Origin of the sequence: Pseudomonas lactis, assembly GCF_001439845.1 — a bacterium.
Taxonomy (GTDB): Bacteria; Pseudomonadota; Gammaproteobacteria; order Pseudomonadales; family Pseudomonadaceae; genus Aquipseudomonas; species Aquipseudomonas lactis.
In genome coordinates this window covers 405,783-431,502 of sequence record NZ_JYLO01000005.1, presented here as the reverse complement: position 1 = coordinate 431,502, position 25,720 = coordinate 405,783, and the positions used below count along the sequence as shown (strand labels likewise).

27 protein-coding genes are annotated in these 25,720 nt (G+C 59.7%); 12 read left to right on the top strand and 15 right to left on the bottom strand.

The window, feature by feature from the left end; all coding sequences use genetic code 11:
* The coding region (locus tag TX24_RS32300; RefSeq protein WP_208604731.1) for a hypothetical protein at positions 1-271 on the top strand (271 nt) is incomplete at its 5' end.
* Between the two features lie 35 nt (positions 272-306).
* Here TX24_RS32300 and tyrS read toward each other — a convergent pair.
* On the bottom strand, positions 307-1,506 hold the full coding sequence (tyrS, locus tag TX24_RS10865; RefSeq protein ID WP_044269417.1) for a tyrosine--tRNA ligase: 1,200 nt from the start codon (positions 1,504-1,506) through the stop codon (positions 307-309).
* Between the two features lie 209 nt (positions 1,507-1,715).
* Between tyrS and TX24_RS10860 the strand changes: the two genes are divergently transcribed.
* Both TX24_RS10860 and TX24_RS10855 read left to right on the top strand, forming a co-directional pair.
* Entirely contained in the window at positions 1,716-3,128 is a 1,413-nt protein-coding gene (locus tag TX24_RS10860; protein ID WP_044269419.1) for a peptidoglycan DD-metalloendopeptidase family protein, read from the top strand.
* A gap of 3 nt (positions 3,129-3,131) precedes the next feature.
* Positions 3,132-4,223, top strand: coding sequence for an anhydro-N-acetylmuramic acid kinase (locus TX24_RS10855; protein WP_057710313.1), 1,092 nt, complete (start codon positions 3,132-3,134; stop codon positions 4,221-4,223).
* 64 nt (positions 4,224-4,287) lie between these two features.
* Here the strand turns inward: TX24_RS10855 and erpA are convergent, their stop codons facing one another.
* Together erpA and argC are read right to left on the bottom strand one after the other, a co-directional pair.
* Complete coding sequence (gene erpA / locus TX24_RS10850; RefSeq protein ID WP_003176443.1) at positions 4,288-4,638, bottom strand: iron-sulfur cluster insertion protein ErpA; 351 nt, start codon at positions 4,636-4,638, stop codon at positions 4,288-4,290.
* Between the two features lie 165 nt (positions 4,639-4,803).
* Positions 4,804-5,838: an N-acetyl-gamma-glutamyl-phosphate reductase gene (gene argC, locus TX24_RS10845; RefSeq protein ID WP_044269421.1), complete on the bottom strand. Its 1,035-nt coding sequence runs from the start codon at positions 5,836-5,838 to the stop codon at positions 4,804-4,806.
* A gap of 134 nt (positions 5,839-5,972) precedes the next feature.
* On the opposite strand from argC, the gene hemJ reads away from it, so the two are divergent.
* From hemJ to coq7, 6 genes are all read left to right on the top strand, one after another.
* Positions 5,973-6,401, top strand: a complete 429-nt coding sequence (gene hemJ / locus TX24_RS10840) for a protoporphyrinogen oxidase HemJ (protein ID WP_003194674.1) — start codon at positions 5,973-5,975, stop codon at positions 6,399-6,401.
* Between the two features lie 24 nt (positions 6,402-6,425).
* Positions 6,426-7,388 carry an NAD(P)H-dependent flavin oxidoreductase gene (locus TX24_RS10835; RefSeq protein WP_057710312.1) on the top strand — a complete coding sequence of 321 codons (963 nt, stop codon included), beginning with the start codon at positions 6,426-6,428 and terminating at the stop codon, positions 7,386-7,388.
* 68 nt (positions 7,389-7,456) lie between these two features.
* A complete protein-coding gene (locus tag TX24_RS10830; protein ID WP_044269424.1) occupies positions 7,457-8,413 on the top strand; it encodes a DUF805 domain-containing protein in 957 nt (318 codons plus the stop codon).
* A 61-nt stretch (positions 8,414-8,474) separates the two neighbouring features.
* A complete protein-coding gene (locus TX24_RS10825) occupies positions 8,475-9,263 on the top strand; it encodes an SDR family NAD(P)-dependent oxidoreductase (RefSeq protein WP_003194680.1) in 789 nt (262 codons plus the stop codon).
* Between the two features lie 44 nt (positions 9,264-9,307).
* Positions 9,308-9,646: a histidine triad nucleotide-binding protein gene (locus tag TX24_RS10820; protein ID WP_003194682.1), complete on the top strand. Its 339-nt coding sequence runs from the start codon at positions 9,308-9,310 to the stop codon at positions 9,644-9,646.
* A gap of 85 nt (positions 9,647-9,731) precedes the next feature.
* Entirely contained in the window at positions 9,732-10,379 is a 648-nt protein-coding gene (gene coq7, locus TX24_RS10815) for a 2-polyprenyl-3-methyl-6-methoxy-1,4-benzoquinone monooxygenase (RefSeq protein WP_003194684.1), read from the top strand.
* 47 nt (positions 10,380-10,426) lie between these two features.
* On the opposite strand, the gene TX24_RS10810 is transcribed toward coq7, so the two are convergent.
* Positions 10,427-10,849: an OsmC family protein gene (locus TX24_RS10810; protein WP_003194686.1), complete on the bottom strand. Its 423-nt coding sequence runs from the start codon at positions 10,847-10,849 to the stop codon at positions 10,427-10,429.
* Between the two features lie 246 nt (positions 10,850-11,095).
* On the opposite strand from TX24_RS10810, the gene crp reads away from it, so the two are divergent.
* Entirely contained in the window at positions 11,096-11,740 is a 645-nt protein-coding gene (gene crp / locus TX24_RS10805; protein WP_044269426.1) for a cAMP-activated global transcriptional regulator CRP, read from the top strand.
* Here the strand turns inward: crp and TX24_RS10800 are convergent.
* From TX24_RS10800 to TX24_RS10785, 4 genes are all read right to left on the bottom strand, one after another.
* On the bottom strand, positions 11,737-12,432 hold the full coding sequence (locus TX24_RS10800; protein ID WP_057710311.1) for a lipoate--protein ligase family protein: 696 nt from the start codon (positions 12,430-12,432) through the stop codon (positions 11,737-11,739). The genes crp and TX24_RS10800 overlap by 4 nt on opposite strands.
* A 139-nt stretch (positions 12,433-12,571) precedes the next feature.
* Positions 12,572-13,408 (bottom strand): indole-3-glycerol phosphate synthase TrpC, encoded by an 837-nt coding sequence (gene trpC / locus TX24_RS10795; protein WP_057710310.1) that lies wholly within the window; start codon positions 13,406-13,408, stop codon positions 12,572-12,574.
* On the bottom strand, positions 13,405-14,454 hold the full coding sequence (gene trpD, locus TX24_RS10790; protein ID WP_003194694.1) for an anthranilate phosphoribosyltransferase: 1,050 nt from the start codon (positions 14,452-14,454) through the stop codon (positions 13,405-13,407). Before trpD ends, trpC begins: the two co-directional genes overlap by 4 nt.
* A gap of 9 nt (positions 14,455-14,463) precedes the next feature.
* Positions 14,464-15,057, bottom strand: a complete 594-nt coding sequence (locus TX24_RS10785) for an aminodeoxychorismate/anthranilate synthase component II (RefSeq protein ID WP_057710309.1) — start codon at positions 15,055-15,057, stop codon at positions 14,464-14,466.
* Between the two features lie 412 nt (positions 15,058-15,469).
* Between TX24_RS10785 and estP the strand changes: the two genes are divergently transcribed.
* Positions 15,470-17,392, top strand: a complete 1,923-nt coding sequence (gene estP, locus TX24_RS10780; RefSeq protein ID WP_057710308.1) for an esterase EstP — start codon at positions 15,470-15,472, stop codon at positions 17,390-17,392.
* A gap of 132 nt (positions 17,393-17,524) precedes the next feature.
* Here the strand turns inward: estP and trpE are convergent, their stop codons facing one another.
* The 4 genes from trpE to TX24_RS10760 form a co-directional block, all read right to left on the bottom strand.
* Positions 17,525-19,006, bottom strand: a complete 1,482-nt coding sequence (trpE, locus tag TX24_RS10775) for an anthranilate synthase component I (RefSeq protein ID WP_020302182.1) — start codon at positions 19,004-19,006, stop codon at positions 17,525-17,527.
* Positions 19,007-19,075: 69 nt separating this feature from the next.
* On the bottom strand, positions 19,076-19,894 hold the full coding sequence (locus tag TX24_RS10770) for a phosphoglycolate phosphatase (RefSeq protein WP_044269436.1): 819 nt from the start codon (positions 19,892-19,894) through the stop codon (positions 19,076-19,078).
* Entirely contained in the window at positions 19,891-20,565 is a 675-nt protein-coding gene (gene rpe, locus TX24_RS10765; protein WP_057710307.1) for a ribulose-phosphate 3-epimerase, read from the bottom strand. Before rpe ends, TX24_RS10770 begins: the two co-directional genes overlap by 4 nt.
* An 84-nt stretch (positions 20,566-20,649) precedes the next feature.
* Positions 20,650-21,798, bottom strand: a complete 1,149-nt coding sequence (locus TX24_RS10760) for an iron-containing alcohol dehydrogenase (RefSeq protein WP_057710306.1) — start codon at positions 21,796-21,798, stop codon at positions 20,650-20,652.
* 213 nt (positions 21,799-22,011) lie between these two features.
* Here TX24_RS10760 and TX24_RS10755 point away from each other — a divergent pair, with 213 nt between their 5' ends.
* Positions 22,012-22,986: an alpha/beta hydrolase family protein gene (locus TX24_RS10755; protein WP_057710305.1), complete on the top strand. Its 975-nt coding sequence runs from the start codon at positions 22,012-22,014 to the stop codon at positions 22,984-22,986.
* Positions 22,987-23,140: 154 nt separating this feature from the next.
* On the opposite strand, the gene TX24_RS10750 is transcribed toward TX24_RS10755, so the two are convergent.
* Genes TX24_RS10750 through TX24_RS10740 form a run of 3 tightly spaced genes read right to left on the bottom strand, consistent with a single transcriptional unit; the run spans position 23,141 to position 25,606 of the window.
* The gene (locus tag TX24_RS10750) at positions 23,141-23,908 is read right to left on the bottom strand and encodes a TerB family tellurite resistance protein (RefSeq protein ID WP_047711911.1); all 768 of its coding nucleotides are present in this window, start codon (positions 23,906-23,908) and stop codon (positions 23,141-23,143) included.
* Between the two features lies 1 nt (position 23,909).
* Positions 23,910-24,584 carry an N-acetylmuramate alpha-1-phosphate uridylyltransferase MurU gene (gene murU, locus TX24_RS10745; RefSeq protein ID WP_057710304.1) on the bottom strand — a complete coding sequence of 225 codons (675 nt, stop codon included), beginning with the start codon at positions 24,582-24,584 and terminating at the stop codon, positions 23,910-23,912.
* Positions 24,581-25,606, bottom strand: a complete 1,026-nt coding sequence (locus TX24_RS10740; protein ID WP_032895044.1) for an aminoglycoside phosphotransferase family protein — start codon at positions 25,604-25,606, stop codon at positions 24,581-24,583. Before TX24_RS10740 ends, murU begins: the two co-directional genes overlap by 4 nt.
* Positions 25,607-25,720: the final 114 nt, after the last annotated feature.

Genomic DNA, 25,720 nt, shown 5'->3' with positions numbered 1-25,720 from the left:
AGGCGCGCATTCTACAGCAGCCTCATTTGCTGTCAAGTGGTTATTTTCAGAAGTTTTCGAAGATTTCTTCAACAACTTCAACCACTTGCGCTTGCGATCTCTCGTAAGCGGGAGGCGAATTCTACAGCGTTACACGCTGCTGTCAACACCTCTTTTTCAACTTCCTTTTGGCTTCGATGAACTGAAGCAACTTGCTGTCGAGAACTGCGTAACTCATTGTTTACCAATGAGTTTTCCGTTTCGACTGCGCCGGAAGTGGGGCGAATTATAGACAGATATAATTCGCCGTCAACACCTATTTCAGACTTATTCGGATTTGAGCGTAATACGCGCAAATGCCTTCTTCCCCGCCTGACAAACGTGAGTGGCGCCCAGCTCGTATATAAAGGTGCGATCAACCACCTCACCATCTATACGCACACCGCCCGAACCCAAGAGATCACGCGCTACCGCCGCATTCTTCACTAGGCCAGCCTTATTAAGCACAGCCGCAATCGGCATAGCCTCGGCAGCAGTCAGCTCAATCTCCGGCAGATCGTCAGGCAACTCGCCATCTTTCATGCGATTACCTGCCGCACGGTGAGCGCTGGCCGCAGCCTCCTCACCATGGAAACGCGCAACGATTTCTTCAGCCAGCTTAATCTTCACATCGCGAGGATTAGCACCCGCCTCGACATCCGCACGCAGCGCATTGATTTCGTCCATCGAGCGGAAGCTCAACAGTTCGAAGTAACGCCACATCAGCGCGTCCGGAATAGACACCAGCTTGCCGTACATCACACCCGGCGCTTCCTGGATACCGACATAGTTACCCAAGGACTTGGACATCTTCTTGACGCCATCCAAGCCTTCCAGCAATGGCATGGTCAGAATGCACTGAGCCTCCTGACCATAGGCGCGCTGCAATTCACGCCCCATCAACAGATTGAACTTCTGATCGGTGCCACCCAACTCAACGTCCGCACGTAGCGCCACCGAGTCGTACCCTTGAACCAGCGGGTAAAGGAACTCATGGATGGCGATTGGCTGATTGGTCGAGTAACGCTTGTCGAAGTCATCGCGCTCAAGCATGCGCGCCACGGTGTACTGGGACGTCAGGCGAATGAAATCTGCCGGCCCCATTTTGTCCATCCAAGTGGAGTTGAACGCCACCTCGGTCTTGGCTGGGTCAAGGATCTTGAATACCTGGGTTTTATAGGTCTCGGCATTATCGAGCACCTGCTCGCGAGTCAGCGGCGGGCGCGTAGCGCTCTTGCCGCTTGGATCACCGATCATCCCGGTGAAGTCACCTATAAGGAAGATGACCTGATGGCCCAGTTCCTGGAACTGACGCAGCTTATTAATAAGCACGGTATGACCCAAGTGCAGATCCGGCGCAGTCGGATCAAAGCCAGCCTTGATACGCAGGGGCTGGCCACGCTTGAGCTTTTCGATCAGCTCGGACTCGACCAACAGTTCTTCCGCACCACGTTTTATCAGCGCTAGCTGCTCTTCAACCGACTTCATAACAGACCCGCAAGGCTCAGATTCAAAAGGGAACCAACCATACAAGATCAGGGACTAATTACAAGTTTTGCCCTGCGCACGGACACCGTTCAGCAAGCCCAGCGTTCGCGAGCTTGCGCCACAGATGATTTGGTTATATTTTATACAGTTATTTCATCTTCATCATGTCATTCATCTTTTCCATTTCATCTTCAAAGTCAAAATTACCTATGACCACTGAACCGTCTAAAGCGCCGCCGCTTTACCCGAAGACCCACCTGCTCGCCGCAAGTGGTATCGCCGCCCTTCTCAGCCTGGCGCTGCTGGTATTCCCTTCCAGTGACGTTGAAGCCAAACGAACATCCCTGAGCCTTGATCTGGAAAGCCCAGTTGAACAACTGACACAAGATCAAGACGCTTCCGACGCACAACAAGCCACAAACACTGCAACTGAATCACCTTTCGCACAGATCGAAAGCACTCCCGAAGACACCCAGCAAGCCGCCCAGGAAGCACCTGCGGCCGCCACAGCCAAGAATCCCCAGCATCGCGAAGTCATCGTGGGCAAAGGCGACACTCTCTCTACCCTGTTCGAAAAGGTTGGGTTGCCTGCCGCCGCTGTAAATGACGTGCTCGCCAGCGATAAGCAAGCCAAGCAATTCACTCAGCTCAAACGTGGCCAAAAGCTTGAATTTGAGCTGACGCCAGACGGCCAGTTGAACAACCTGCACACCAGCATCAGTGACTTGGAAAGCATCAGCCTGAGCAAAGGCGCCAAAGGCTTCGCATTCAACCGAATCACCACCAAACCCGTCATGCGTTCCGCCTACGTACATGGCGTGATCAACAGCTCCCTGTCGCAATCGGCCGCGCGTGCGGGCCTGTCGCATAGCATGACCATGGACATGGCCAGCGTATTTGGCTACGACATCGACTTCGCTCAGGACATCCGTCAAGGCGACGAATTCGACGTGATCTACGAGCAGAAAGTAGCCAACGGAAAAGTAGTCGGCACTGGCAACATTCTGTCTGCACGCTTCACAAACCGTGGCAAAACCTACACCGCCGTGCGCTACACCAACAAACAAGGCAACAGCAGCTACTACACGGCTGATGGCAACAGCATGCGCAAGGCCTTCATCCGTACACCCGTTGACTTTGCCCGTATTAGCTCGCGTTTCTCCATGGGCCGCAAGCATCCAATTCTGAATAAAATTCGCGCACACAAGGGCGTCGACTATGCCGCGCCGCGTGGCACGCCAATCAAGGCGGCGGGCGACGGCAAGGTCTTGTTGGCGGGGCGCCGTGGTGGTTACGGCAATACGGTGATCATCCAGCACGGCAACACTTACCGCACGCTGTACGGCCACATGCAAGGGTTCGCCAAGGGCGTCAAGACTGGCGGCAACGTGAAACAAGGCCAAGTGATCGGCTACATCGGTACCACCGGCCTCTCCACCGGCCCGCACTTGCACTACGAGTTCCAGGTCAACGGCGTACACGTCGACCCATTGGGCCAGAAGCTGCCGATGGCCGACCCGATTGCCAAGGCCGAACGCGCGCGCTTCATGCAGCAGAGCCAGCCGCTGATGGCACGGATGGATCAAGAGCGCTCCACCTTGCTGGCTTCGGCGAAGCGTTAAGGTATGCCGCTCTATATCGGTGTGATGTCCGGGACCAGCCTCGACGGCCTGGATATCGCCCTTATCGAACAAGGTGCGGCGATCAATCTGATCGCCACCCGCTATATCCCAATGCCTGACGCCTTGCGCACAGAGCTGCTGAGCCTATGCGCGAGCGGCCCGGATGAAATCGCCCGCTCAGCAATTGCTCAGCAACAGTGGGTAACGCTTGCCGCTCAAGGCATCCACACCCTGCTGGATCAACAGAACCTCAGGCCTCAGGACATTCGGGCGATTGGCAGCCATGGCCAGACGATTCGCCATGAACCCGCCCGAGGCTTTACCGTTCAGATCGGCAACCCTGCCCTTCTCACCGAACTGACAGATATCACCGTCGTCAGCGACTTCCGCAGCCGCGATGTCGCTGCCGGCGGCCAAGGCGCCCCATTGGTTCCAGCCTTTCATGAAGCCTTGTTCGGCGAGCAGACGGGCAATCGCGCGGTATTGAATGTCGGCGGGTTCAGCAACCTCAGCCTGATCGAGACGGGCAAGCCTGTCGCCGGTTTCGACTGCGGCCCAGGGAACGTGCTGCTCGATGCGTGGATTCATTTGCAGCGCGGCGAACACTTCGATCAGGACGGGCAATGGGCGGCCAGCGGAAAGGTACAGCCCCAGTTGCTCACCACGTTGCTCAGCGATCCGTTTTTCTTGACCAAAGGCCCGAAAAGCACGGGGCGAGAGGTGTTCAACCTGGCCTGGCTGCAGCAGCACCTTGGCCGCTTGCCCGCCTTTGCCCCCCAAGACGTACAGGCCACCCTGCTGGAGCTGACGGCCCTGACCGTCGTCGAGTCCCTGCAAAGCGCCCAAACTGACACAACAACCTTGCTGATCTGTGGCGGCGGCGCCCATAACGGGGCACTGATGAGCCGGCTGACCGCGCTACTGCCTTCCACCCATGTCAGCACTACAGCGGCCTACGGCGTAGACCCTGACTGGGTAGAGGCAATGGCCTTCGCCTGGCTGGCCCATTGCTGCCTTGAAGGCATTGCCGCCAATCGCCCCAGCGTCACTGGCGCTCGCGGGCTTCGAGTGCTTGGCGCGATCTACCCCGCCTGAATCCCAGACAGCAAAACGCCGCTTGGCCCGTAAAGCCAAGCGGCGTTTTTGTATCTGCTACCGGTCAGATCGAGAACGAGGACCCGCAACCACACGTCGTGGTGGCATTAGGGTTCTTGATCACGAAGCGCGAGCCTTCCAGACCTTCCTGATAATCCACCTCTGCACCCGCCAGGTATTGGAAGCTCATCGGATCCACGACTAGGCTCACACCCTCGCGCTCAACGATAGTGTCGTCATCGGCCACATCTTCATCGAAGGTAAAACCGTACTGAAACCCTGAACAACCGCCGCCCGTAACAAATACGCGCAGCTTCAAGCGATCATTACCCTCTTCATCGACCAGGCTCTTCACCTTGTGCGCAGCACCGTGGGTGAATTGCAAAGCCGTGGGGGTGAAGGATTCAACGCTCATGCTGATAATCTCCCGGCGTAGCGCCGCCATATGCGTAATGACCGGCATTATCCGCTTCTCCTAGAAAAGCGGTCAACTATTGTTACGGTATATCAATCTGCCCAGCGACCATTAAAAATGCAAAAGGCCCGATCAACGGGCCTTTTGTGCAACGGTAAGCCCGCGTTAAGGCAGCATGCCCGCGTGGGACAGGCCCAACTTCTCGTCCAGACCGAACAGGATGTTCATGTTCTGCACCGCCTGGCCCGACGCGCCCTTGACCAGGTTATCGATGACCGACAACACCACCACCAGGTCGCCATCCTGCGGACGATGCACCGCAATACGGCACACATTGGCGCCTCGCACGCTGCGCGTTTCCGGATGGCTGCCGGCCGGCATCACATCGACGAACGGCTCATTGGCATAACGCTTTTCAAACAACGCCTGCAGGTCTACCGAGCGATCGGTGACAGTCGCATACAGCGTGGAGTGAATCCCGCGGATCATTGGCGTCAGGTGCGGCACGAAGGTCAGCCCTACCTCCTGGCCGGCAGCGCGGCGCAGGCCTTGGCGGATTTCCGGCAAGTGACGATGACCTTTTACCGCATAGGCTTTCATGCTTTCCGACGTTTCGGAGTACAGAGAACCGACTGCTGCGCCACGGCCCGCACCACTGACGCCCGACTTGCAGTCGGCGATCAGGCGCGACGCATCCGCCAGACCAGCTTCCAGCAATGGCAGGAAGCCCAATTGCGTGGCTGTTGGATAGCAACCCGGCACCGCAATCAGGCGTGCTTGCTTGATCTGCTCGCGATTGACTTCCGGCAGGCCGTAGACTGCCTCTTCCAACAGCTGCGGCGCACCATGTGGTTGGCCGTACCACTTGGCCCACTCATCGGCGTCTTGCAGGCGGAAGTCTGCCGACAAATCGATAACCTTGGTACCCGCCGCCAACAGCTCACCGGCCAACGCATGGGCTACACCGTGAGGCGTGGCGAAGAACACCACGTCGCAGGCACCCAGGGTCTTGGTGTCCGGCACACTGAACGCCAGGCCGTCATAGTGGCCTCGCAGGTTCGGGTACATATCGGCCACGGCCAGCCCGGCTTCGGATCGGGAAGTGATAACCACCACCTCAGCTTGCGGATGCTGAGCCAACAGACGCAGCAATTCGACACCGGTGTAACCCGTGCCGCCGACGATACCGACCTTGACCATAAACCTGCCCTCAACGAACCCACTGGAAAGCCGTCGATAATAGGGGCCGTATCGTCCTGCGACAACCGTCAACGTGACGTACGGGCGCATGAGCCACTACTATCTTCGCTACCGTGAACCTGGGAATAACTAAAATGCTCTATCTATGGGTCAAAGCCTTCCACATCGTCAGCATCGTTTGCTGGTTTGCCGGGCTGTTCTACCTGCCGCGCCTGTTCGTCTACCACGCCCAAAGCGAAGACACCGTCAGCAAGGAACGCTTCAGCATCATGGAGCGCAAGTTGTACCGGGGCATCATGGGCCCGGCGATGGTTGCCACACTGGTCTTCGGCATCTGGATGTTGGCCCTCAACCCCGGCATTTTCCAGTCGGGCGCCTGGATCCACGCCAAGCTGACCCTGGTCGTCCTGCTGATTGGCTACCATCACATGTGCGGCGCACAGGTAAAGCGCTTCGCCCGTGGCGAGAACACCCGCAGCCATGTCTTTTATCGCTGGTTCAATGAAGTCCCGGTTCTGATATTGCTGGCTATCGTAATTTTGGTCGTGGTCAAACCGTTCTAACTTCAATTACTCGGGGAACCTCCAATGTCGCTGCCCGCTCTGCTGGAACAACGTCTGCGCCTGCCCGTGGTGGCCGCGCCGATGTTTCTGATCTCCAATCCGCAACTGGTCCTGGCATGCTGCCGCAACGGCGTAGTTGGCAGTTTCCCGGCGCTCAACCAACGCGAAAGCAGTGGATTCAAGGCCTGGTTGGAAGAAATCGAAGCGGGCTTGGCGCAGTTGGACAACCCTGCGCCCTATGCCGTGAACCTGATCGTGCACAACAGCAACCCGCGGCTGGAGGCCGACCTGGCGATCTGCGTCGAGCACAAGGTGCCCATCGTCATCACCAGCCTCGGTGCGGTAAAGGAATTGGTAGATGCCGTTCACAGCTACGGCGGCCTGGTATTTCATGACGTCACTACCCGACGCCATGCCGAGAAAGCCGCTGAAGCCGGCGTCGACGGCCTGATTGCCGTAGCCGCTGGCGCGGGAGGCCACGCTGGCACCTGGAGCCCCTTTTCGCTGATTGCCGAGATTCGCCAGTTCTTCGACAAAACCCTGCTGCTGGCGGGCTGCCTTAACCATGGGCACGAAATTCTTGCCGCCCAGGTGCTGGGGGCAGACCTCGCTTATTTCGGCACGCGCTTTATCGGCACCACCGAAAGCCAGGCACCGGATGCCTATAAGGAGATGCTGCTCACATCGCGCGCCGCCGACATCGTGCACACTCCTGCTGTCTCCGGCGTACCTGCAGGCTTCATGCGCCAGAGCCTGGAAAATGCCGGTTTTGACCTCGCTGCGCTTCAAGGCAAAGGGGAAGTCAACTTCGGTTCCAAGCTCAAGCCATTGAGCGATGAGGCCAAAGCGTGGAAAACTGTATGGTCTGCCGGCCAAGGCGTCGGTGAGATCAATGATGTGCCCAGTGTGGATGAGCTCATAGCGCGCCTGGATGCCGAATACCGCAAAGCACGCGAGCATGCCGCGCAACTGCGCTGGCCACGCTGACCCACTGCCGGGCCTGCCAATTGGACAGGCCTGCATACTCCCCCTGATTAAGTGACAAGGATGCCCGCATGAGCGACAGCCGTTTCAAGATTGTGTTTGACGGAGCCTTGCGCCCAGGTGTCGAAAGCACCACCGCCAAGCTGAACCTCGCCGAGTTATTCAAAAGCGATGTTGACGCAATCGAAAAGCTCTTCACCGGCCGCCCCGTCGCGCTCAAACGCGACCTGTCCCACTCCGACGCTGAAACCTACCTCACGGCACTGCACAATGCCGGGGTGGACGCACGCATCGAAGCCGAACAACCCGTGGCATTCAGCCTGGCAGAAACCCACGAGACAGGCTCGTCAACCGCTGACCGCGCCGCCGCGTCACCTTATGCACCACCACGCGCTGCCGTTGGCGACGACCTGCCGGAGTTCGCCACTCTAAAGGTGTTCACCATCCACGGGCGCATCGGGCGCCTGCGCTACCTGGCCTGGACGCTGGCGCTGACCGTCGCGATGTTGGTGGCCGCGGGCATCATCAGTACGGTGGGCTTCGCGGTGGCGACAGCCTCGCCAACCATCGCCATCATTATTGGCTCACTGCTGGGTTTCGCGCTGTTTGTGGCACTGGTAGTGGTGAGCGTGCAAATCGGCGTGCAGCGCCTGCATGACCTGGGCTGGTCTGGCTGGCTGTACCTGCTCAACCTGGTTCCGCTGGTAAACAGCGTATTCCCACTGCTGTTGCTGGTATTGCCAGGCAATACGGGCGCCAACCAATACGGCGCGCCACCACCACGCAACTCCACTGCGGTGAAAATACTGGCCTCGCTGTGGCTGGCGTTTATCCCTTTGATGCTCATCATTGTCGTCACCCTGGGCATGAACGGCTATCTGGACCAGCTTGAAGCCAACATGGACAGCAGCTACGAAAGCAGCTCCATCACCTCCGATGCAGACGCCGATCAAAGCGTTATCGTTGATGAAGCCGCAGCGCAAAGTGCTGACGACGCAGCCGAACCTGTAGACTCTCCAGAACAGTGAAGAAACGCCCGCCGCCTGTGACGCACTGTCATAGGCCGGTGGCGTTGCGATGGAGAAAGGCATGACCCGTTACGCTCTGATCACCGGCGCCTCCAGCGGCATCGGCCTGGCATTGGCCGAAGCCTTGGCACGGCGCGGCCGCAGCTTGATTCTGGTGGCCCGCCAGCGTGATCAGTTGGAAAGCATTGCATTGGAATTGACCCAACGCTTCGGCGTCGAGGTGCTGTTTCGTGCCTGTGACCTGGGCGAACCGCTGCGTTTGTCCGGCTTTTTGCTGGAGCTCGAAGAGGGTGAGCGGCAGATCGACCTGCTGGTCAACTGCGCCGGCATCGGCACCAGCGGGCCGTTCCTGGCCCAGGACTGGATGACCGAGCAGGATCTCATCGAAGTCAACATCCTGGCCCTGACCCGCATGTGCCACGCACTGGGCAATGCCATGGCCCTGCATGGCGGCGGGCAAATCCTCAATGTGGCCTCGGTCGCCGCCTTCCAGCCTGGGCCGTGGATGAGCAGCTACTACGCCAGCAAAGCCTACGTGCTGCACTTTTCCGAAGGGTTGCGCGAAGAATTGAAGACCTGCGGCATCAAGGTTTCAGTGCTGTGCCCCGGCCCTACGCGCACCGCATTCTTCGGCACCGCACAGATGGATACGGCGAAACTCGACCGCAGCCAGCAACTGATGAGCCCGGAAGAAGTCGCGCTCTACACCGTACGCGCACTGGAAAAGAACAAAGCCATCATCATTCCCGGGCGCCGCAACCGTTGGCTGACGTTCAGCCCACGCCTGAGCCCGCGCTGGCTGACCCGCAAAATTGCCGGCGCCATCAACAAGGCCTATTGCCCACGCTGATGGCCTAAGTACACTCACCTCACATTCACGATGGAGATACAGCTGTGGATACTCTGTTCACCAAGATCATCAACAGAGAAATACCGGCGAAGATCATCTATGAAGATGACCAGGTCCTGGCTTTTCACGATATCGCCCCACAGGCGCCGGTGCATTTTCTGGTTATCCCGAAAAAGCCCATTCGTACCCTCAATGACCTGACCGAGGACGATAAGGCGCTGGCCGGCCATATCCTGTTCACTGCTCAACGCCTGGCCGTGGAACAAGGCTGCGAAAAAGGCTTTCGCGTGGTGATGAATTGCAATGAAGACGGCGGGCAAACCGTTTATCACATCCATATGCACGTGCTGGGTCAGCGCCAGATGAACTGGCCACCAGGCTGAGTGCACAAGGGCAAATTGACTCAGCACAAACGCTGGACGCTCTCTTGCGGTAAACTGGCCGCCGAGATTCTTCCCGGAGGTCAGCATGACTACCCAACGTCACTACTCGCCGATTGACCGTCTGTTGCTGCAAGCCGACATGGCCATGCGCACCCTGCTGCCGTTCAGCGGCCAACCTTACCGTCCATCGCCCGCCATCGTGCAGCCGGATGTACAGCTGAGCGAGACCGACACCCGTCACGTGGCCGGCCTGATGCGCATCAACCATACCGGTGAAGTCTGTGCCCAGGCGCTGTACCAGGGCCAGGCGCTGACCGCCAAGTTGCCACAGGTACGCACGGCGATGGAGCATGCGGCCGAGGAAGAGATCGACCACCTGGCCTGGTGCGAACAACGCATCCGCCAGTTGGGCAGCCATCCCAGCGTGCTCAACCCACTGTTCTATGGCTTGTCGTTTGGTATCGGCGCGGCTGCCGGGCTGATCAGCGACAAAGTCAGCCTGGGGTTTGTGGCCGCGACAGAACATCAGGTGTGCAAACACCTGGATGAACACCTGGAGCAACTGCCGGCCGAAGACGAAAAGTCCCGGGCCATTCTTGAGCAGATGCGCATCGATGAAGAACACCATGCAGAAAGCGCGCTGGACGCGGGCGGCTTCCGCTTTCCAGCCCCGGTACGGTTCGGCATGAGCCTGTTGGCCAAGGTCATGACCAAAAGCACCTATCGAATCTGAACCGAAAAAAAGGGCGCCCAAAGCGCCCTTTCTTTTGCCTGCTGCAATCAACCCAACTCGATGATTTCGTAGTCGTGGGTAATGACTACGCCCGCCGCCCCCAGCATGATCGATGCTGAGCAGTACTTCTCGGCCGACAGCTCGATGGCACGCTTGACCTGGGCTTCTTTCAGCGCCCGGCCCTTGACCACGAAATGCATATGGATCTTGGTAAAAACCTTGGGGTCTTCAGTGGCGCGCTCGGCTTCCAGGAAGGCTTCGCAGCTTTCCACGGCCTGGCGCGACTTCTTCAAGATGCTGACCACATCGAAGTTGCTGCAACCGCCCACACCCAGCAGTAACATTTCCATCGGGCGTACACCCAGGTTACGCCCGCCGGCTTCCGGCGGACCGTCCATGACCACCACGTGGCCGCTGCCCGACTCACCGAGGAACATGGCTTCGCCCGCCCATTGGATGCGTGCCTTCATCGCCCAGACTCCACTGCTAAAAAAGGGTCGCCAGCTTAGCACAGGGCTTTGAAACAGCAGCGCCCTGCATAAATTCGATAAATGACAGCGTTTGCCCGATAAATTGGCTAATCGTGACAGAAGGTGTCTGGTAAGCTGGCGCCAAATGAATGGCGCATTGCCATGACTTGTACAGCGTCTATCAATGAGAGGCCGCTGGATAAAAACAACGCCAACTACACCGCGCAGTCTTTTCGGGATACAACCATGGTTGCTCTTACTCCCACACCCAAGATCAAGAACCTCGACAAGCTGCTGTTGCATTGCCAGCGCCGGCGTCATCCGGCCAAGCACAACATCATCTGCGCTGGCGAGCGTTCAGAAACCCTGTTCTTCATTATCAAGGGCTCGGTCACCATCCTGATCGAGGATGAAGATGGCCGTGAGATGATCATTGCCTACCTCAACACCGGGGATTTCTTCGGGGAGCTGGGCCTGTTTGAACAAGCAGGCAAAGAGCAGGAACGCAGCGCTTGGGTAAGGGCCAAAGTTGAGTGCGAAGTGGCCGAGATCAGCTATTCGAAATTTCGCGAACTGGCCCAGCATGATCCGGATATCTTGTATGCCCTGAGCGGTCAGATTGCCCAGCGCTTGCGCGATACCACGCGCAAGGTCGGCGACCTGGCGTTCTTTGATGTCACCGGTCGCGTCGCTCGCTGCCTGCTGGAGTTATGCAAGCAACCCGATGCCATGACCCATCCCGACGGCATGCAGATCAAAGTCACGCGCCAGGAGATCGGACGTATTGTCGGGTGTTCGCGGGAAATGGTCGGCCGCGTGCTCAAGGACTTGGAAGAACGCAATCTGGTGCACGTCAAAGGCAAGACGATGGTGGTGTTCGGCACCCGTTAAACCGGCAGGAAGCCAGCCAGCATCTGACGGTACAGCGTGTCGAGCCGACTGATAGCATCCGGCGCAGGAAACGCTTCGTGCAGTGCGATATGGCTGTCGGCGCGAACTCGCTGCTCCAAGCCGCAGGCTTGATTGAAGCGATTGACCGCCGCAATCAGTTGCTCACGATCGTTCTCCAGCAACATCGCCCCATGCACCAATCCGACCGGGCGGCCACCGCTTTGTCGCCAACGCTGGGCAGTGCCCACCATTTTGCGGCCATTGAGGTTGACGTTGTAACGACCGTCGCAAAAAGCACCGTCAATTTCGCCGACGGACGCATTACCGCCCAACTCGATCAACAGATCACAGATCGGTTGGCACAAGCGCTGATAGCCGGTTTCGATACGCCCTTGGTCGCCTTCACTGCGCGGCGGGGCATAGACCAGGGCGATATTGACCGTGGCGCCGGACTGCGGCACCGGCTCACCGCCGGTTTCACGCAGCAACACCGGCCAACCCGCATCGGCCGAGACCTGGCTCGCCGCCTCGAATGCCGGCAACCGGCTCAAACGGCGCGGCATGACCAGCGCTTGGTCACTGGGCTGCCAGAACAGCAATCCGAAAGCCTGCTCCCCCGCGCAAACGGCTGCCAATAGGTCTTGCTCGGCGGCAAGGCCTGCTTCGACAGTCATGATCACGGGCTGGAGCATCGAACACCTACCTACCTGAATAAACACAACACCAATGTGGGAGCTGGCTTGCCTGCGATGGCGGTGTATCAGCTACACAGAGGTTGGCTGACCCGCCGCTATCGCAGGCCAGCTCCTACAGTTCCGAGCGTATTTCAAATCAGTCTAGTGTCGAACCGCTGATCGTCGTACCGCGCTCCGGGAAGAACAAGCGCTGCAATTCCGCCCCTGGGTTCTCGGCGCGCATAAACGTCTCGCCCACCAGGAACGAGTACACGCCACTGATCTCCATCAGTTCCACATCGGCGCGGTTGACGATGCCACTTTCGGTAATCACCAGACGATCGCGAGGGATACGCGGCAGCAGGTCCAGAGTGGTTTCCAGGCTGACGTCGAAGGTATGCAGGTTACGGTTGTTGACGCCCACCAGCGGTGTGTCGAGAGTCTTCAATGCGCGCTCCAACTCGTCGCCGTCGTGCACTTCGACCAATACATCCAAGCCGACGCTTTTCGCCACGGCCGCCAGCTCGGCCATCTTCACGTCATCCAACGCGGAAACAATCAGCAACACGCAGTCGGCACCCAAGGCTCGGGCTTCGACGATTTGGTATGGGTCAACCATGAAATCCTTGCGGATCACCGGCAACTTGCACGCGGCGCGAGCCTGTTGCAGGAACAGGTCGGAACCCTGGAAGTAGTCGATATCGGTCAGCACAGACAGGCAGGTCGCTCCACCCTTCTCGTAACTGGCGGCGATTTCAGCAGGTACGAAGTGTTCGCGAATCACCCCTTTGCTCGGCGAAGCCTTTTTGACCTCGGCGATCACGGCCGGCTGCTTGAGCTTGGCCTGAGCGATCAAGGCATTGGCAAAGCCGCGTGGCGCATCGGCGGCTTTCACCTGCGCTTCCAACTCGGCCAGGCTCACACGGGCGCGGCGCTCGGCCACTTCTTCAGCCTTGCGGGCCAGGATCTTTTCCAGAACGGTTGGCACATTCATCCTTCATTCTCCATCTTGAATACGGCGGTGAATGCTCCCAGCTCTTCGAGCTTCTCGCGAGCCAGGCCGGTGTGCAGCGCATCGTGGGCCAAGGCGACACCTTCCTTGAGACTATAGGCATGGTCGGCGGCGTAAAGGGCAGCGCCAGCATTGAGCACAATCATTTCCGCAGCTTTCTGACCGTTTTCGGTCTTGCGACGCCCCAGGGCATCACGAATCAACTCCAACGAAGCCGCCGGGCTTTCCACCGCCAGGCCGTGTAGGCTCTGGCTTTTCATGCCCAGGTCTTCGGGTTCGACCCAATATTCGGTGACCTCGTCATTCTTCAGCTCCGCCACGAAGGTCGGCGCCGCCAGGCTGAATTCGTCGAGGCCATCCTTGGAATGCACTACCAGCACATGCTTGCTGCCCAAACGCTGCAAGACTTCGGCCAGCGGCCGGCACAGCGCCTGGCTGAACACCCCCACCACCTGATGCTTCACACCGGCCGGATTCGTAAGCGGGCCGAGCATGTTGAACAGGGTACGCAGGCCAAGGTCCTTGCGCGGGCCGGCAGCGTGCTTCATCGCGCCGTGATGGGACTGGGCAAACATGAAGCCGATGCCAACGCTGTCAATGCAGCGCGCTACTTGCACCGGCGTGAGGTTCAGGTAAATACCGGCCGCTTCCAGCAAGTCGGCACTGCCGCTCTTGCCAGACACTGCACGGTTACCGTGCTTGGCGACGGTGCAACCAGCGGCGGCCACCACAAAGGATGAGGCGGTCGACACGTTGAAAATATTCGCACCGTCACCGCCGGTGCCCACTACATCGACGACGCCGTCGAGGGTCTTGAGTTCGACCTTGTCCGCCAGCTCACGCATCACCGACACCGCACCGACGATTTCGTCGATGCTTTCGCTCTTCATGCGCATCGCCATCATAAAAGCGCCGATCTGAGCATCGGTGCATTGACCGGTCATGATCTCGCGCATCACATCGCTCATTTCCGCGGTGCTCAGGTCCAGATGGCCGACGATACGGCTCAGGGCAGTCTTGATATCCATGAAAAGTCCTTAGCGCGTGCCGCCGCTCTGCTTGAGAAAGTTGGCGAACAGCTCGTAGCCCTGCTCGGTCAGGATTGACTCAGGGTGAAATTGCACCCCTTCGATGTTCAGTGTCTTGTGACGCAGGCCCATGATCTCGTCGACCGAGCCGTCTTCCAGTTGGGTCCAGGCGGTCAGCTCCAGGCATTCGGGCAAGGTTTCACGCTTGACCACCAGTGAGTGGTAACGGGTCACGGTCACCGGCAGGTTCAGGCCTTGGAACACACCCAGGTCGCGATGGAACACCGGGCTGGTCTTGCCGTGCATGACCTCGCGCGCGCGCACCACATCACCGCCAAACGCCTGTCCGATGGACTGATGGCCCAGGCAGACGCCCAGGATCGGCAGCTTGCCGGCGAAATACTGGATGGCTTCCAGAGAGATACCCGCCTCGGTCGGCGTGCATGGGCCAGGTGAGACGACGATGCGCTCGGGGTTCAACGCGGCGATTTCGGCAACAGTAAGTTCATCGTTGCGCACCACCCTGACCTCGGCACCCAGTTCGCCCAGGTACTGCACAACGTTGTAGGTAAAGGAGTCGTAGTTATCAATCATCAGCAACATGTGGGTTCAAACCTCTTGAATTCACTGATTTCAAATGACCACCTTCCAAGAGCGTGACCCGCTGCCAGACGCACGTTCCGGTTGCCAGGGGGAGTTGGCAAGGGGCGTCAGACAACGGGTGAAGAAGGCAAATCGGTACAGGTCCGGCCAGGCCGGCAGAGAAAAATGTCAGGCGCGCCAACGCCAACGGGCGTGTGCCTTGACTACTCGCATCAAGAGTTTGCTGATGATCAACACGGGGAGGGTCTCATTCATACGTTCAGGCACAGTAACGTAGGCTCGCCAGCGGTGCAATATGGAGCCGCAAATACGGGGGCGCAACGTAGGCGGATTCCGGTTTTCCTTACAAAAAATGCCAAAAATTTTGCTAGTGTTTCACCTCCAACATAAAAACAACCGAATGGAATCTTGCATGCTCAGACCAGCGTTTTACGCGCCCCTTGCCGGCTGCCTCCTGTCATTGGCCTGCGCCCAGGCGTTCGCAGCCCCGTCACCTTATTCAACCATGGTGGTTTTCGGTGACAGCCTGGCGGATGCGGGCCAGTTTCCCGACGGTTCGGCCGGCGCCACATTACGTTTTACCAACCGAACCGGGGCGAACTTCCAGGGTGAATATGGCCTGGTCTCCTCGACCCTGCTGGGCGCAAAACTGGGCGTCGCGCCCAACGACCTGAATGCCTCCACCTCACCGGTTCGCGCAGCCCAGGGTTTGCCAGACGGAAACAACTGGGCAGTGGGTGGCTACCGCACCGACAATATCCTCGACTCCATTACCTCAGTCTCCAATGCTGCGATTCCCCCAGGCAACCCCGGGGGCGGAACTGTATTGCGCAGCCGGCAGGGCTATCTGCCGGCTAATGGTGGGAGAGCCGACCCGAACGCGCTTTACTTTCTTTCCGGGGGCGGCAATGACTTCCTGCAGGGCCGGGTCCTCAGCCCCGCTCAAGCGGTCGCCGCCGGAGGCAGGCTGGCGGACAGCGCCCAGGCCCTGCAACAAGCCGGCGCGCGCTACATCATGGTCTGGATGCTACCCGACCTGGGGCTGACGCCGGCCATCAATGGCACCCCACAGCAAGCAGCGACTTCGGCCCTGAGTAATATTTTCAACCAGTCCCTGGTACAGCGCCTGTCACAAGTGGATGCGCAGGTTATCCCGCTGAACATCCCGCTGTTGTTGAACGAGGCTTTCGCCGATCCGGCCCGCTTCGGCCTCGCCACCGGGCAGAACCTGACGGGCACCTGCTTCAGCGGTAACAGTTGCACCGCCAACCCTACCTACGGCATCGGTGGCACCAACCCGGACCCGACCCAATTGATCTACAACGACTCGGTCCACCCTACCGTGGCCGGGCAACGCTTGATTGCCGACTACGCCTATTCGCTACTCGCCGCGCCGTGGGAGCTGACCTTGCTGCCGGAAATGGCCCAAGGCACCTTGCGCGCCCACCAAGACGAGCTGCGCAACCAATGGCAAGCAGACAACGGCAGTTGGCAAGCCGTCGGCCAATGGCGCGCCATAGTCGCCGGTGGCGGCCAACGCCTGGATTTCGATGATCAAAGCAGCTCGGCCAGTGGCGACGGCAGCGGCTATAACCTGAATATCGGTGGCAGCTACCGGCTCAATGAAAACTGGCGCGCGGGCGTTGCCGCCGGCCTGTATCGGCAGACACTCGAAGCCGGTGCCAATGATTCGGACTACAAGCTCAACAGCTATATGGGCACGGCTTTCGCTCAGTACCAGCAAAATCACTGGTGGGCCGATGCTGCATTGACCGGCGGCAAGCTGGACTTCGACAGCCTCAAGCGCAAGTTCGCCCTGGGCGTCAGCGAAGGTTCGGAGAAAGGTGATACCGATGGTTGGCTCTGGGCCCTGAGCGGCCGCGTGGGGTATGACATCGCCGCACCGGGCAGCGACTGGCACCTGTCGCCCTTCATCAGCGCCGACTACGCGCGGGTTGAAGTCAATGGCTACTCTGAGAAAAGCAGCCGCTCCACCGCCCTGACCTTTGATGATCAACAACGCGACTCCAAGCGCCTGGGCATCGGCCTGCAAGGCAACTACCGCATCACGCCACAAACTCAAGTTTTTGGCGAAGTGGCCCACGAGCATGAGTTTGAAAATGACACCCAGAAGGTGAACATTTCGCTCAACAGCGTGCAGGGAATCGACTTCAAGCTGGACGGGTATACGCCTCGCAGCAACTCTGACCGTTTGAGCCTGGGTGTCAGCCACAAGCTGACTCAGGACCTGGCGTTGCGGGCGGCGTATAACCTGAGGAAGGACGACAATTTGACCCAGCAAGGGGTGAATGTCGGGGTCAGTCTGGATTTCTAAACAAATCCCAAGACCGGTGAAAAGCTAATGTGGGAGCGGGCTTGCTCGCGAATACGGTGTATCAGTCACACATGCATCGACTGACACTCTGTATTCGCGAGCAAGCCCGCTCCCACATTTTTTATTCCAGCTTTAGTCTTGTGGGGTTTGCTCTGCCAGTGCCACGGCACGGAACATCGCCCGACGCTTGTTCAGGGTTTCTTCCCACTCAAGGGCCGGCACCGAGTCCGCCACAATCCCACCACCGGCCTGCACATGCAGTTCGCCGTTCTTGATCACCGCCGTACGGATCGCAATGGCGGTGTCCATATTGCCGTTCCAGGCAAAATACCCGACGGCGCCGCCATAGACACCGCGCTTGACCGGCTCCAGTTCGTCGATGATTTCCATCGCACGGATCTTCGGCGCCCCCGACAAGGTGCCCGCCGGCAAAATCGCCCGCAGGGCGTCCATCGCCGTCAGCCCGGCCTTCAGCTCGCCGGTGACGTTGGACACGATATGCATCACATTGGAATACCGCTCGATGACCATCTTCTCAGTCAGTTTCACCGAGCCGATTTCCGAGACACGCCCAGTGTCGTTGCGCCCCAAGTCGATCAGCATCAGGTGTTCGGCGATTTCCTTTTCGTCGCTGAGCAGGTCTTCTTCCAGCGCTACGTCTGCTTCTTCGGTCGCACCACGGGGGCGCGTACCGGCAATCGGGCGCACGGTGATCAGGTTGTCTTCAACCCGCACCAGCACTTCCGGCGAACTGCCCACGACGTGGAAGTCGCCGAAGTTGAAGAAGTACATATAGGGCGTCGGGTTGAAGCAACGCAGTGCGCGGTACAGGTCAATCGGCGCCGCCTTGAAGTCGATGGACATGCGTTGCGACGGCACCACTTGCATGCAGTCACCGGCGAGGATGTATTCCTTGATGGTATCGACGGCGCGCTCGTAGTCATCCTGGGTAAAGCTTGAGCGGAACACCGGGTCGGCCGCGGGTGGGCGGCTGAGGTCCAGGCCGCGACGCGGGGTGATCGGCTGGCGAAGCTTTTCCAGCAGCGCTTCCAGGTTGGCCTGGCCTTGTTCGAAGGCATCAGCCTGGGCAGGGTCGGCGAGGACAATCGCATGCATCTTGCCGGCGAGGTTGTCGAACACCACCACCGCGTCGGACACCATCAGCAAAATGTCCGGCACGCCCAGCGGGTCTGGGTTCGGGCATTTGCCCAGGCGCTTTTCCACATAGCGCACGCAGTCATAGCCGAAGTACCCCACCAGGCCGCCGTTGAAGCGCGGCAGGCCAGCAATGGTCGGCACGTTGTAGCGCGCCTTGAAGGTTTCGACAAAGGCCAGCGGGTCTTCTACGTCATGGCTTTCGATCTCCACGCCGTCATGGGTGATGCTCACATGATGGTCGTGTACCCGCAGCACCGTGCGGCATGGCAGGCCAATGATCGAGTAACGGCCCCACTTCTCACCGCCCTGTACCGACTCGAGCAGGTAAGAGTTGGGCTCGTCGGCCAGCTTCAGGTAGATCGACAGCGGCGTATCGAAGTCGGCCAGGGTTTCGCAAGCCATGGGGATACGGTTATAGCCGGCAGCGGCCAAACGCAGGAATTCTTCGCGGGTCATGAGGTGCCTCGTGGTGTGAGGGTCAAACAGTCAGGTAGGCAAACGTGCCGCACTCGCGGCCAGGATCAGTCAGGCGCGCCAACGCCAGCGGGCCAGGGCCTTGATGACTTTCATCCAGAGTTTGCGAGTGACCACCACGATGGAATTTCCAGAAGGGGACGAATCAATGTCGGGCAACGTTATCTCAGCGCCAGCGCCCAAGCAACCGGGGATTAGCAGTCGCAGGTCATCAATGACCAGCGCGGGGGACTCTTCCGCAATCGGCCGGCCATGGTTGTAACCATAACTCAAGGCCACGCACTGCACGCCCGCCGCTTTCGCCGCCAGCACATCACTGCGCGAATCGCCGACAAACAGCGATTGAGACGCCGGGATATTGGCCATTTTCATCACGAAAAACAGGGCCGCCGGGTCTGGCTTTTTCTGCGGCAAGGTATCGCCGCCGATGATCCAGCGGAAGTAGCGACCGATTTTCATCTGGTCCAACAACGGCGCGACAAAGCGCTCCGGCTTGTTGGTGATCAGGGCCATTTCCACGCCCTGCTTGCTCAACCACTTGAGGGTGTCGCGCACGCCGGGGTAAACCACGGTCAGTTCGTGGCTGCTTTCATAAGCGGCATTGAACAGCTCCAAGGCATGTTCCGCCTCAACCTCATCCACGCCCGTGGCATCGATGTCGTTGGCCAAGGCCCGGCGCACCAACATCGGCGCGCCATTGCCAACCCATTCGCGCACCGACTCGATCCCCGCCGGCTTGCGCCCCAGTTTGAGCAGCATCTGGTCCACTGCGGCCGCCAGGTCGGGTACCGAGTCGATCAAGGTACCGTCCAGATCGAACATCACCAGCCGTGGCAATTTGCCGGGGAACAACTGCTCAAAACCGCTCATGGACGCGCCAGCGCCAGTTCGGCACGCATCTTGTCGATGACGGCCTGGTAGTCCGGGGCGTTGAAGATCGCCGAGCCGGCCACGAAAGTATCGGCACCCGCTGCGGCGATCTCACGGATATTGTTGACGTTGACCCCGCCGTCGATCTCCAGGCGGATGTCACGCCCCGACGCATCGATCAGCGCACGGGCCTCACGCAGCTTGTTCAAGGTGCCAGGGATGAACTTCTGCCCGCCGAAGCCAGGGTTGACGCTCATCAGCAAGACCATGTCGACCTTGTCCATCACGTACTCAAGCACGCTCAGCGGCGTGGCCGGGTTGAATACCAGGCCTGCCTTGCAGCCGCCTTCGCGGATCAGTTGCAAGGTGCGGTCAACGTGCAATGTGGCTTCTGGGTGGAAGGTGATGTAAGTCGCACCCGCCTCGATGAAGTCACCGACGATACGGTCCACGGGGCTGACCATCAGGTGCGCATCAATCGGCGCGGTGATGCCGTACTTGCGCAATGCGGCGCACACCATCGGGCCGATGGTCAGGTTGGGTACGTAGTGGTTGTCCATGACATCGAAGTGCACGAAGTCGGCACCGGCGGCCAACACCTTGTCCACTTCCTCACCCAGGCGGGCGAAGTCGGCAGAGAGAATCGATGGAACAATGACGAAGGGCTGCATGACGCACCTTTTTTGAGCTAAATCACGATGGCGCGCATTGTATACCTCATGCTTTGCTGCGCGCACCGTGACCTATCTCAACGGTTAGTAAGCTGCCCGGTAGATTTTTTCGATATCGGCGGCACTGAGCCTGCGCGGGTTGTTGCGCATCAAGCGCTCAATACCTGCGGCTTCACTGGCCATGGCCGGGATGGCGTCCTCGGGCACGCCGAAACTGCGCAGGCCGGACGGGATCTCCACTGCCGCACACAGTCGTGTCATCGCCTCTACCGCCTGGTCGGCAGCGTCATTCACGCTCAGCCCGGCGATATTGACGCCCATGGCCTGGGCAATGTCCTGCATGCGCTCGACGCAGGCCAACTTGTTCCAGTGCATCACATACGGCAACAACAGCGCGTTGCTTACGCCATGGGCAATGTTGAAGCGCCCACCCAACGGGTACGCCAGCGCATGCACGGCACCGACGCCCGCGTTGCCAAAGGCCATGCCGGCCATCAGGCTGGCGGTGGCCATGTCGTCACGGGCCTGCAGGTTCGCCGGGTTGGCGTAAGCCTTGGGCAGCGCGCTGGCAATCAGTTTGATCGCACCGATGGCCAGGGCATCGGTAATCGGCGAGGCATTCAGCGACAGGTAGGACTCGATGGCGTGCACCAAGGCGTCCACGCCACTGGCGGCGGTGACACCCCGTGGGCAGGTCAGGGTCATTTGCGGGCTGATCAGCGCGACATCGGGCAGCAAGTAATCGCTGACGATGCCTTTTTTCAGCTGTGCCGCCTTGTCGGACAGTATCGCCACATTGGTCACCTCCGAGCCGGTGCCGGCCGTGGTGGGGATGGCGATCAACGGCGGGCCTTTGCGCGGCACCTGATCAACGCCGAACAGGTCCGCCAGCGCGCCGTGATAACCGGCATAGGCCGCCACGCTCTTGGCGATGTCGATGGCACTACCGCCACCCACACCGATCAGGCCGTCATGCCCGCCTTCGCGGTAAGCACGCATGCAGTCTTCGACGATGGCAATTTCCGGGTCGGGTAGCACGCGGTCGAAAATTTCGTAGGCTCGATCGCCCAGGTGCTCCAGGGCCAGCGCCACGGTGCCGGACTGGACCAACGCGGCGTCGGTGACGATCAGCGGGTTATCCACATCCAGGCGCGTGAGTTCGGCAGCCAGTTGTTCGATGGCACCTGCGCCGGTCAGCAGTTTGTGGGCGATCTTGAATGAGGAAGTACTCATGTGCGCGGCCTCTTATGAATGATGGGCTGGCACAAGAATAGCCGCCCCTGGCGTGTTGTCTGCCATTCATTGGTTGAATGGTCGCGCCGCGCCCATCAAGGCGGCGTACAAACCGCCGATAGCCTGTTGGTAACGAGAACCGCGCCTCATACCCCTGACAAATACCGACCAACCCATTAGGCTGCTGGAATCACTTCTGGCCGGGAATCAACGATGCTTTTTCTTCACCGTTCGGCACTGCCAGCATGGTGCCTGTCACTTCTGTTTACCAGCGCACTGCCTGTCCAGGCCGAGGATGCGCCCTCGCCTGCCATCGAAAAGCCGGCTGAACGCCAGCCCTTACCCGAGCGTAGCCAGCAAGAAGCCAATGCGCTCGAACGCCAGGTGCCGCAGCAGGAGCAACAGCAATTGCAGGCGGGTAGCGATTCGTTCCTGGCGCTGTGGAAACCTGCCAACAGCGCCGAAGCCGAGGGTGTGGTGATCCTCATACCAGGTGCAGGGGAAACCGCCGACTGGCCGCAGGCCATCGCGCCTCTGCGGCGCAAGCTGCCGAACGCCGCCTGGGGCAGCCTCAGCCTGTCACTGCCTGATGTCAGTGTGGACACCCTGCCGCCACGGGTCATCGAACCGCCGACAGCGACGGTCGATACCAGCAGCAAGGAAGGCAGCACCGCAGCCAAGCCGGTCGAACAGGCCGCCAGTGCCGAGGCCGAAGGCACTGACCCGGCGGTGGTGCCAGGGGCGGATGAGCAGGACAAGACCGACGCCAAGCGCATCTTCGACCGTATCGACGCCGCCGTCGCCTTCGCCCAGACCCAAAACGCCCGCAGCGTGGTGTTGCTCGGCCATGGCACCGGCGCCTGGTGGGCGGCACGCTACCTGAGCGAGAAACAACCTTCTCAAGTGCAGAGGTTGGTGATGGTAGCCGGCAATACGCCTGCGGCTCGCCAACCGGACCTGCAGCAACTGGCGCCGGCCTTGAAGGTGCCCACGGCGGATGTGTTCTATCAAGAGGGCGCTCAGGATCGCAAAAACGCTCAGGAACGACTTCAGGCAGCCAAGCGCTCGAAGAATGACGGCTATAAGCAGGTGTCGCTCACGGCGTTGCCCGGTAATAGCGCGGCGCAGCAAGAGCAGTTGTACCGCAGGGTTCGCGGGTGGTTGAGCCCGCAGGGCGGCGCAGACTGACACTCCGCTATCGGGGGCAACATCGCCTTCTGTAGGAGCGAGCTTGCTCGCGAAAAACGTCAACGATAATGCGTGCTTGCTGAATAAACGCGGCGCCTGGGAGTTTTTCGCGAGCAAGCTCGCTCCTACAACATGGAGTTGAGTGGCGATGGCCTCAGCGAAAATCCCGACGCTCACGAATCAACGCATAGGCGTTATGCAATTCACGGGTTCGCTCGGTCGCCTCACGTACTTGCGCGGGGCTGGCACCCGTGCCGGCGATCTTGTCCGGATGGTGGCGGCTGAGCAGGCGGCGGTAGGCGCGCTTGATCACCGAAGGCTCAGTGGTTGCCGTCACCCCCAAAATACGCAATGCCTCCTGATAGGCACCGCCACGATTGGCCAGTGGCTTGCGCTCCGGTGCGTAATCGCTCGCCAATGCCTGTAGCTGTTGCGGCGTCCAGCCCAACCACTTGCCCCACTGGTCGATCAGGTCGCGCTCGGCAGCATCCGCCCGACCGTCCGCCCACGCCATGCGCCAACAGGCGCGCAGCACGCCTTCCGCCGCATGGGGCTGCGTTTTGAGCACCCGCAGGTAACTGCGCACCCGGTCGCTGCCGGACTTGCCACGGTTGAAGGCGCTGATCGCGCGGCGCTGGGCCGGCTCAGTCATGTCCAGTGCGCGCATTTCCTGGCGCGCTTGCTGGATATGCCCATCGACTACCCGGCCATTACTCTTGGCCAAGCGCCCCAGCAGCACAAACAACAGTTCATCGTTGCGCAAGGCCGGGCGCCCACCCAGGCGTTCACGCAGTTGCGCCCAACTGTGCAATTGCAGGCGGCGGTCCAGCGCCTGCCCCAGCAATGCCCCCAACAAAGCCCCCGGAATACTGGCAATGGCAAAGCCAGCCCCGGCGCCGATCAGCGTCCCTGGCCACAACATCCTACTGCCCCGCTGTCAGCAAGGTTTCGACCTGGGCCAGTCGCTCCAGTGTCCCTACATCCACCCAGCGTCCTGCCATGTGCTCCCCCGTTACCAAACCTTTGGCCATGGCCGCGCGTAACAGCGGGGCCAGCTTGAAGGCACCGGCGCTGCAACCCGCGAACAATTTAGGGTCGAGCACTGAAATGCCACTGAAGGTCAGGTTATCGGCACCGGGCGCGGCATCATGAAGCACGCCGTGATCCAGGTAGAAATCCCCGCCCGACGGGTGGTGCGCAGGGTTGTCGACCATTACCAAGTGCGCCAGGCTCCGGATCGGCTGCTTGAGCTGGGTGAAATCGTAGTCCGTCCAGATATCGCCATTGACCACCAGAAACGGTTCGTCACCCAGCAGCGGCAACGCCTGGAATATCCCGCCCCCCGTTTCCAGCGGTTCACCCTCCGGCGAGTAGCGGATGCGCAGACCAAACTGGGCGCCGTCGCCCAAGTAGTTTTCAATCTGCTGACCAAGCCATGCGTGGTTGATCACGATCTCGGTAAAGCCGGCCTTAGCCAAGGCTTCAAGGTGATACTCGATCAGCCGCTTGCCGCCGGCTTGCACCAGCGGCTTGGGCGTATGCAGGGTGAGCGGACGCATGCGTTCGCCCTTTCCCGCCGCCAGGATCATCGCCTTCATACGCTGGCCTCGACAGGTTCGCGCAGGCTGGCGAGTAACTCGCCCAGGTCACTCAACTCAGGTCGGTCGGCCAGTACCGCTTCTATATAAGCAAAGAAACGCGGCACGTCGGCCAAGTAGCGTGGCTTGCCGTCGCGATGGCAGATACGCGAAAAGATGCCGATGACCTTGAGGTGACGCTGTACGCCCATCAGGTCGCTGGCACGCAAAAACTCTTCAAAGTCGTCCTGCACGGGAATCCCCAACTGCCCGGCGCGCTGCCAATAGCCACGCTGCCATTCGCGCACGCGGGCCTGGGGCCAACTGAGGAAGGCGTCCTTGAACAGGCAGGTAATGTCGTAGGTCACCGGGCCGTAGACCGCGTCCTGGAAATCCAGCACGCCAGGGCTCGGCTCACTGATCATCAGGTTGCGCGGCATGTAGTCGCGGTGCACCAGTACCTTGGGCTGGGCCAGGGCGCTGTCGATCAACTGCTGGCTGGCGCGTTGCCAAAGGGCCTGTTGCTCAGCATCGAGGTCGATGCCCAGGTGACGACGCACGTACCATTCCGGGAACAATTCCAGCTCGCGACGCAATAAGGCCACGTCATAGCTGGGCAACGGCGCATCCATCGGCAATTGCTGGAAAGCCAACAGCGCGTCGATGGCATCGGCAAATAATTGGTCGGCGTTTTCACCGTCAATCACGTCCAGATAGGTTTTTGTGCCCAGGTCATTGAGCAAAAGAAAGCCTCGGGGCAAATCTTCTGCATAAATTTTTGGCACATTTATTCCCGATTTCGCGAGCAAATGCGCGATATCGACGAAAGGTTTGCAGTTTTCCTGGGGGGGTGGCGCGTCCATGACGACGAACGTATGGGCACCGCCCTCCCATCGGAAGTAACGCCTGAAACTCGCGTCGCTGCTGGCCGCGGTCAATGTGGCCGGGGGCACGGGGCCCCAGTCCTGAGCGTTGAAGAGGATCGGCAACTGCTCATCCAGCCAGACTTCCAGCTGTTGTAAACGTAGATCTTGCTCGGGCATTACAAGGGTCTCCGACGGCGCTAGCCGTCAAGCGGGGCATGCTTTATTATCACGCATCTTTTTCAGACCATCGAGAGGCGTGCGGCCCAAACCGCGGGCAGATGGCACGCAGGA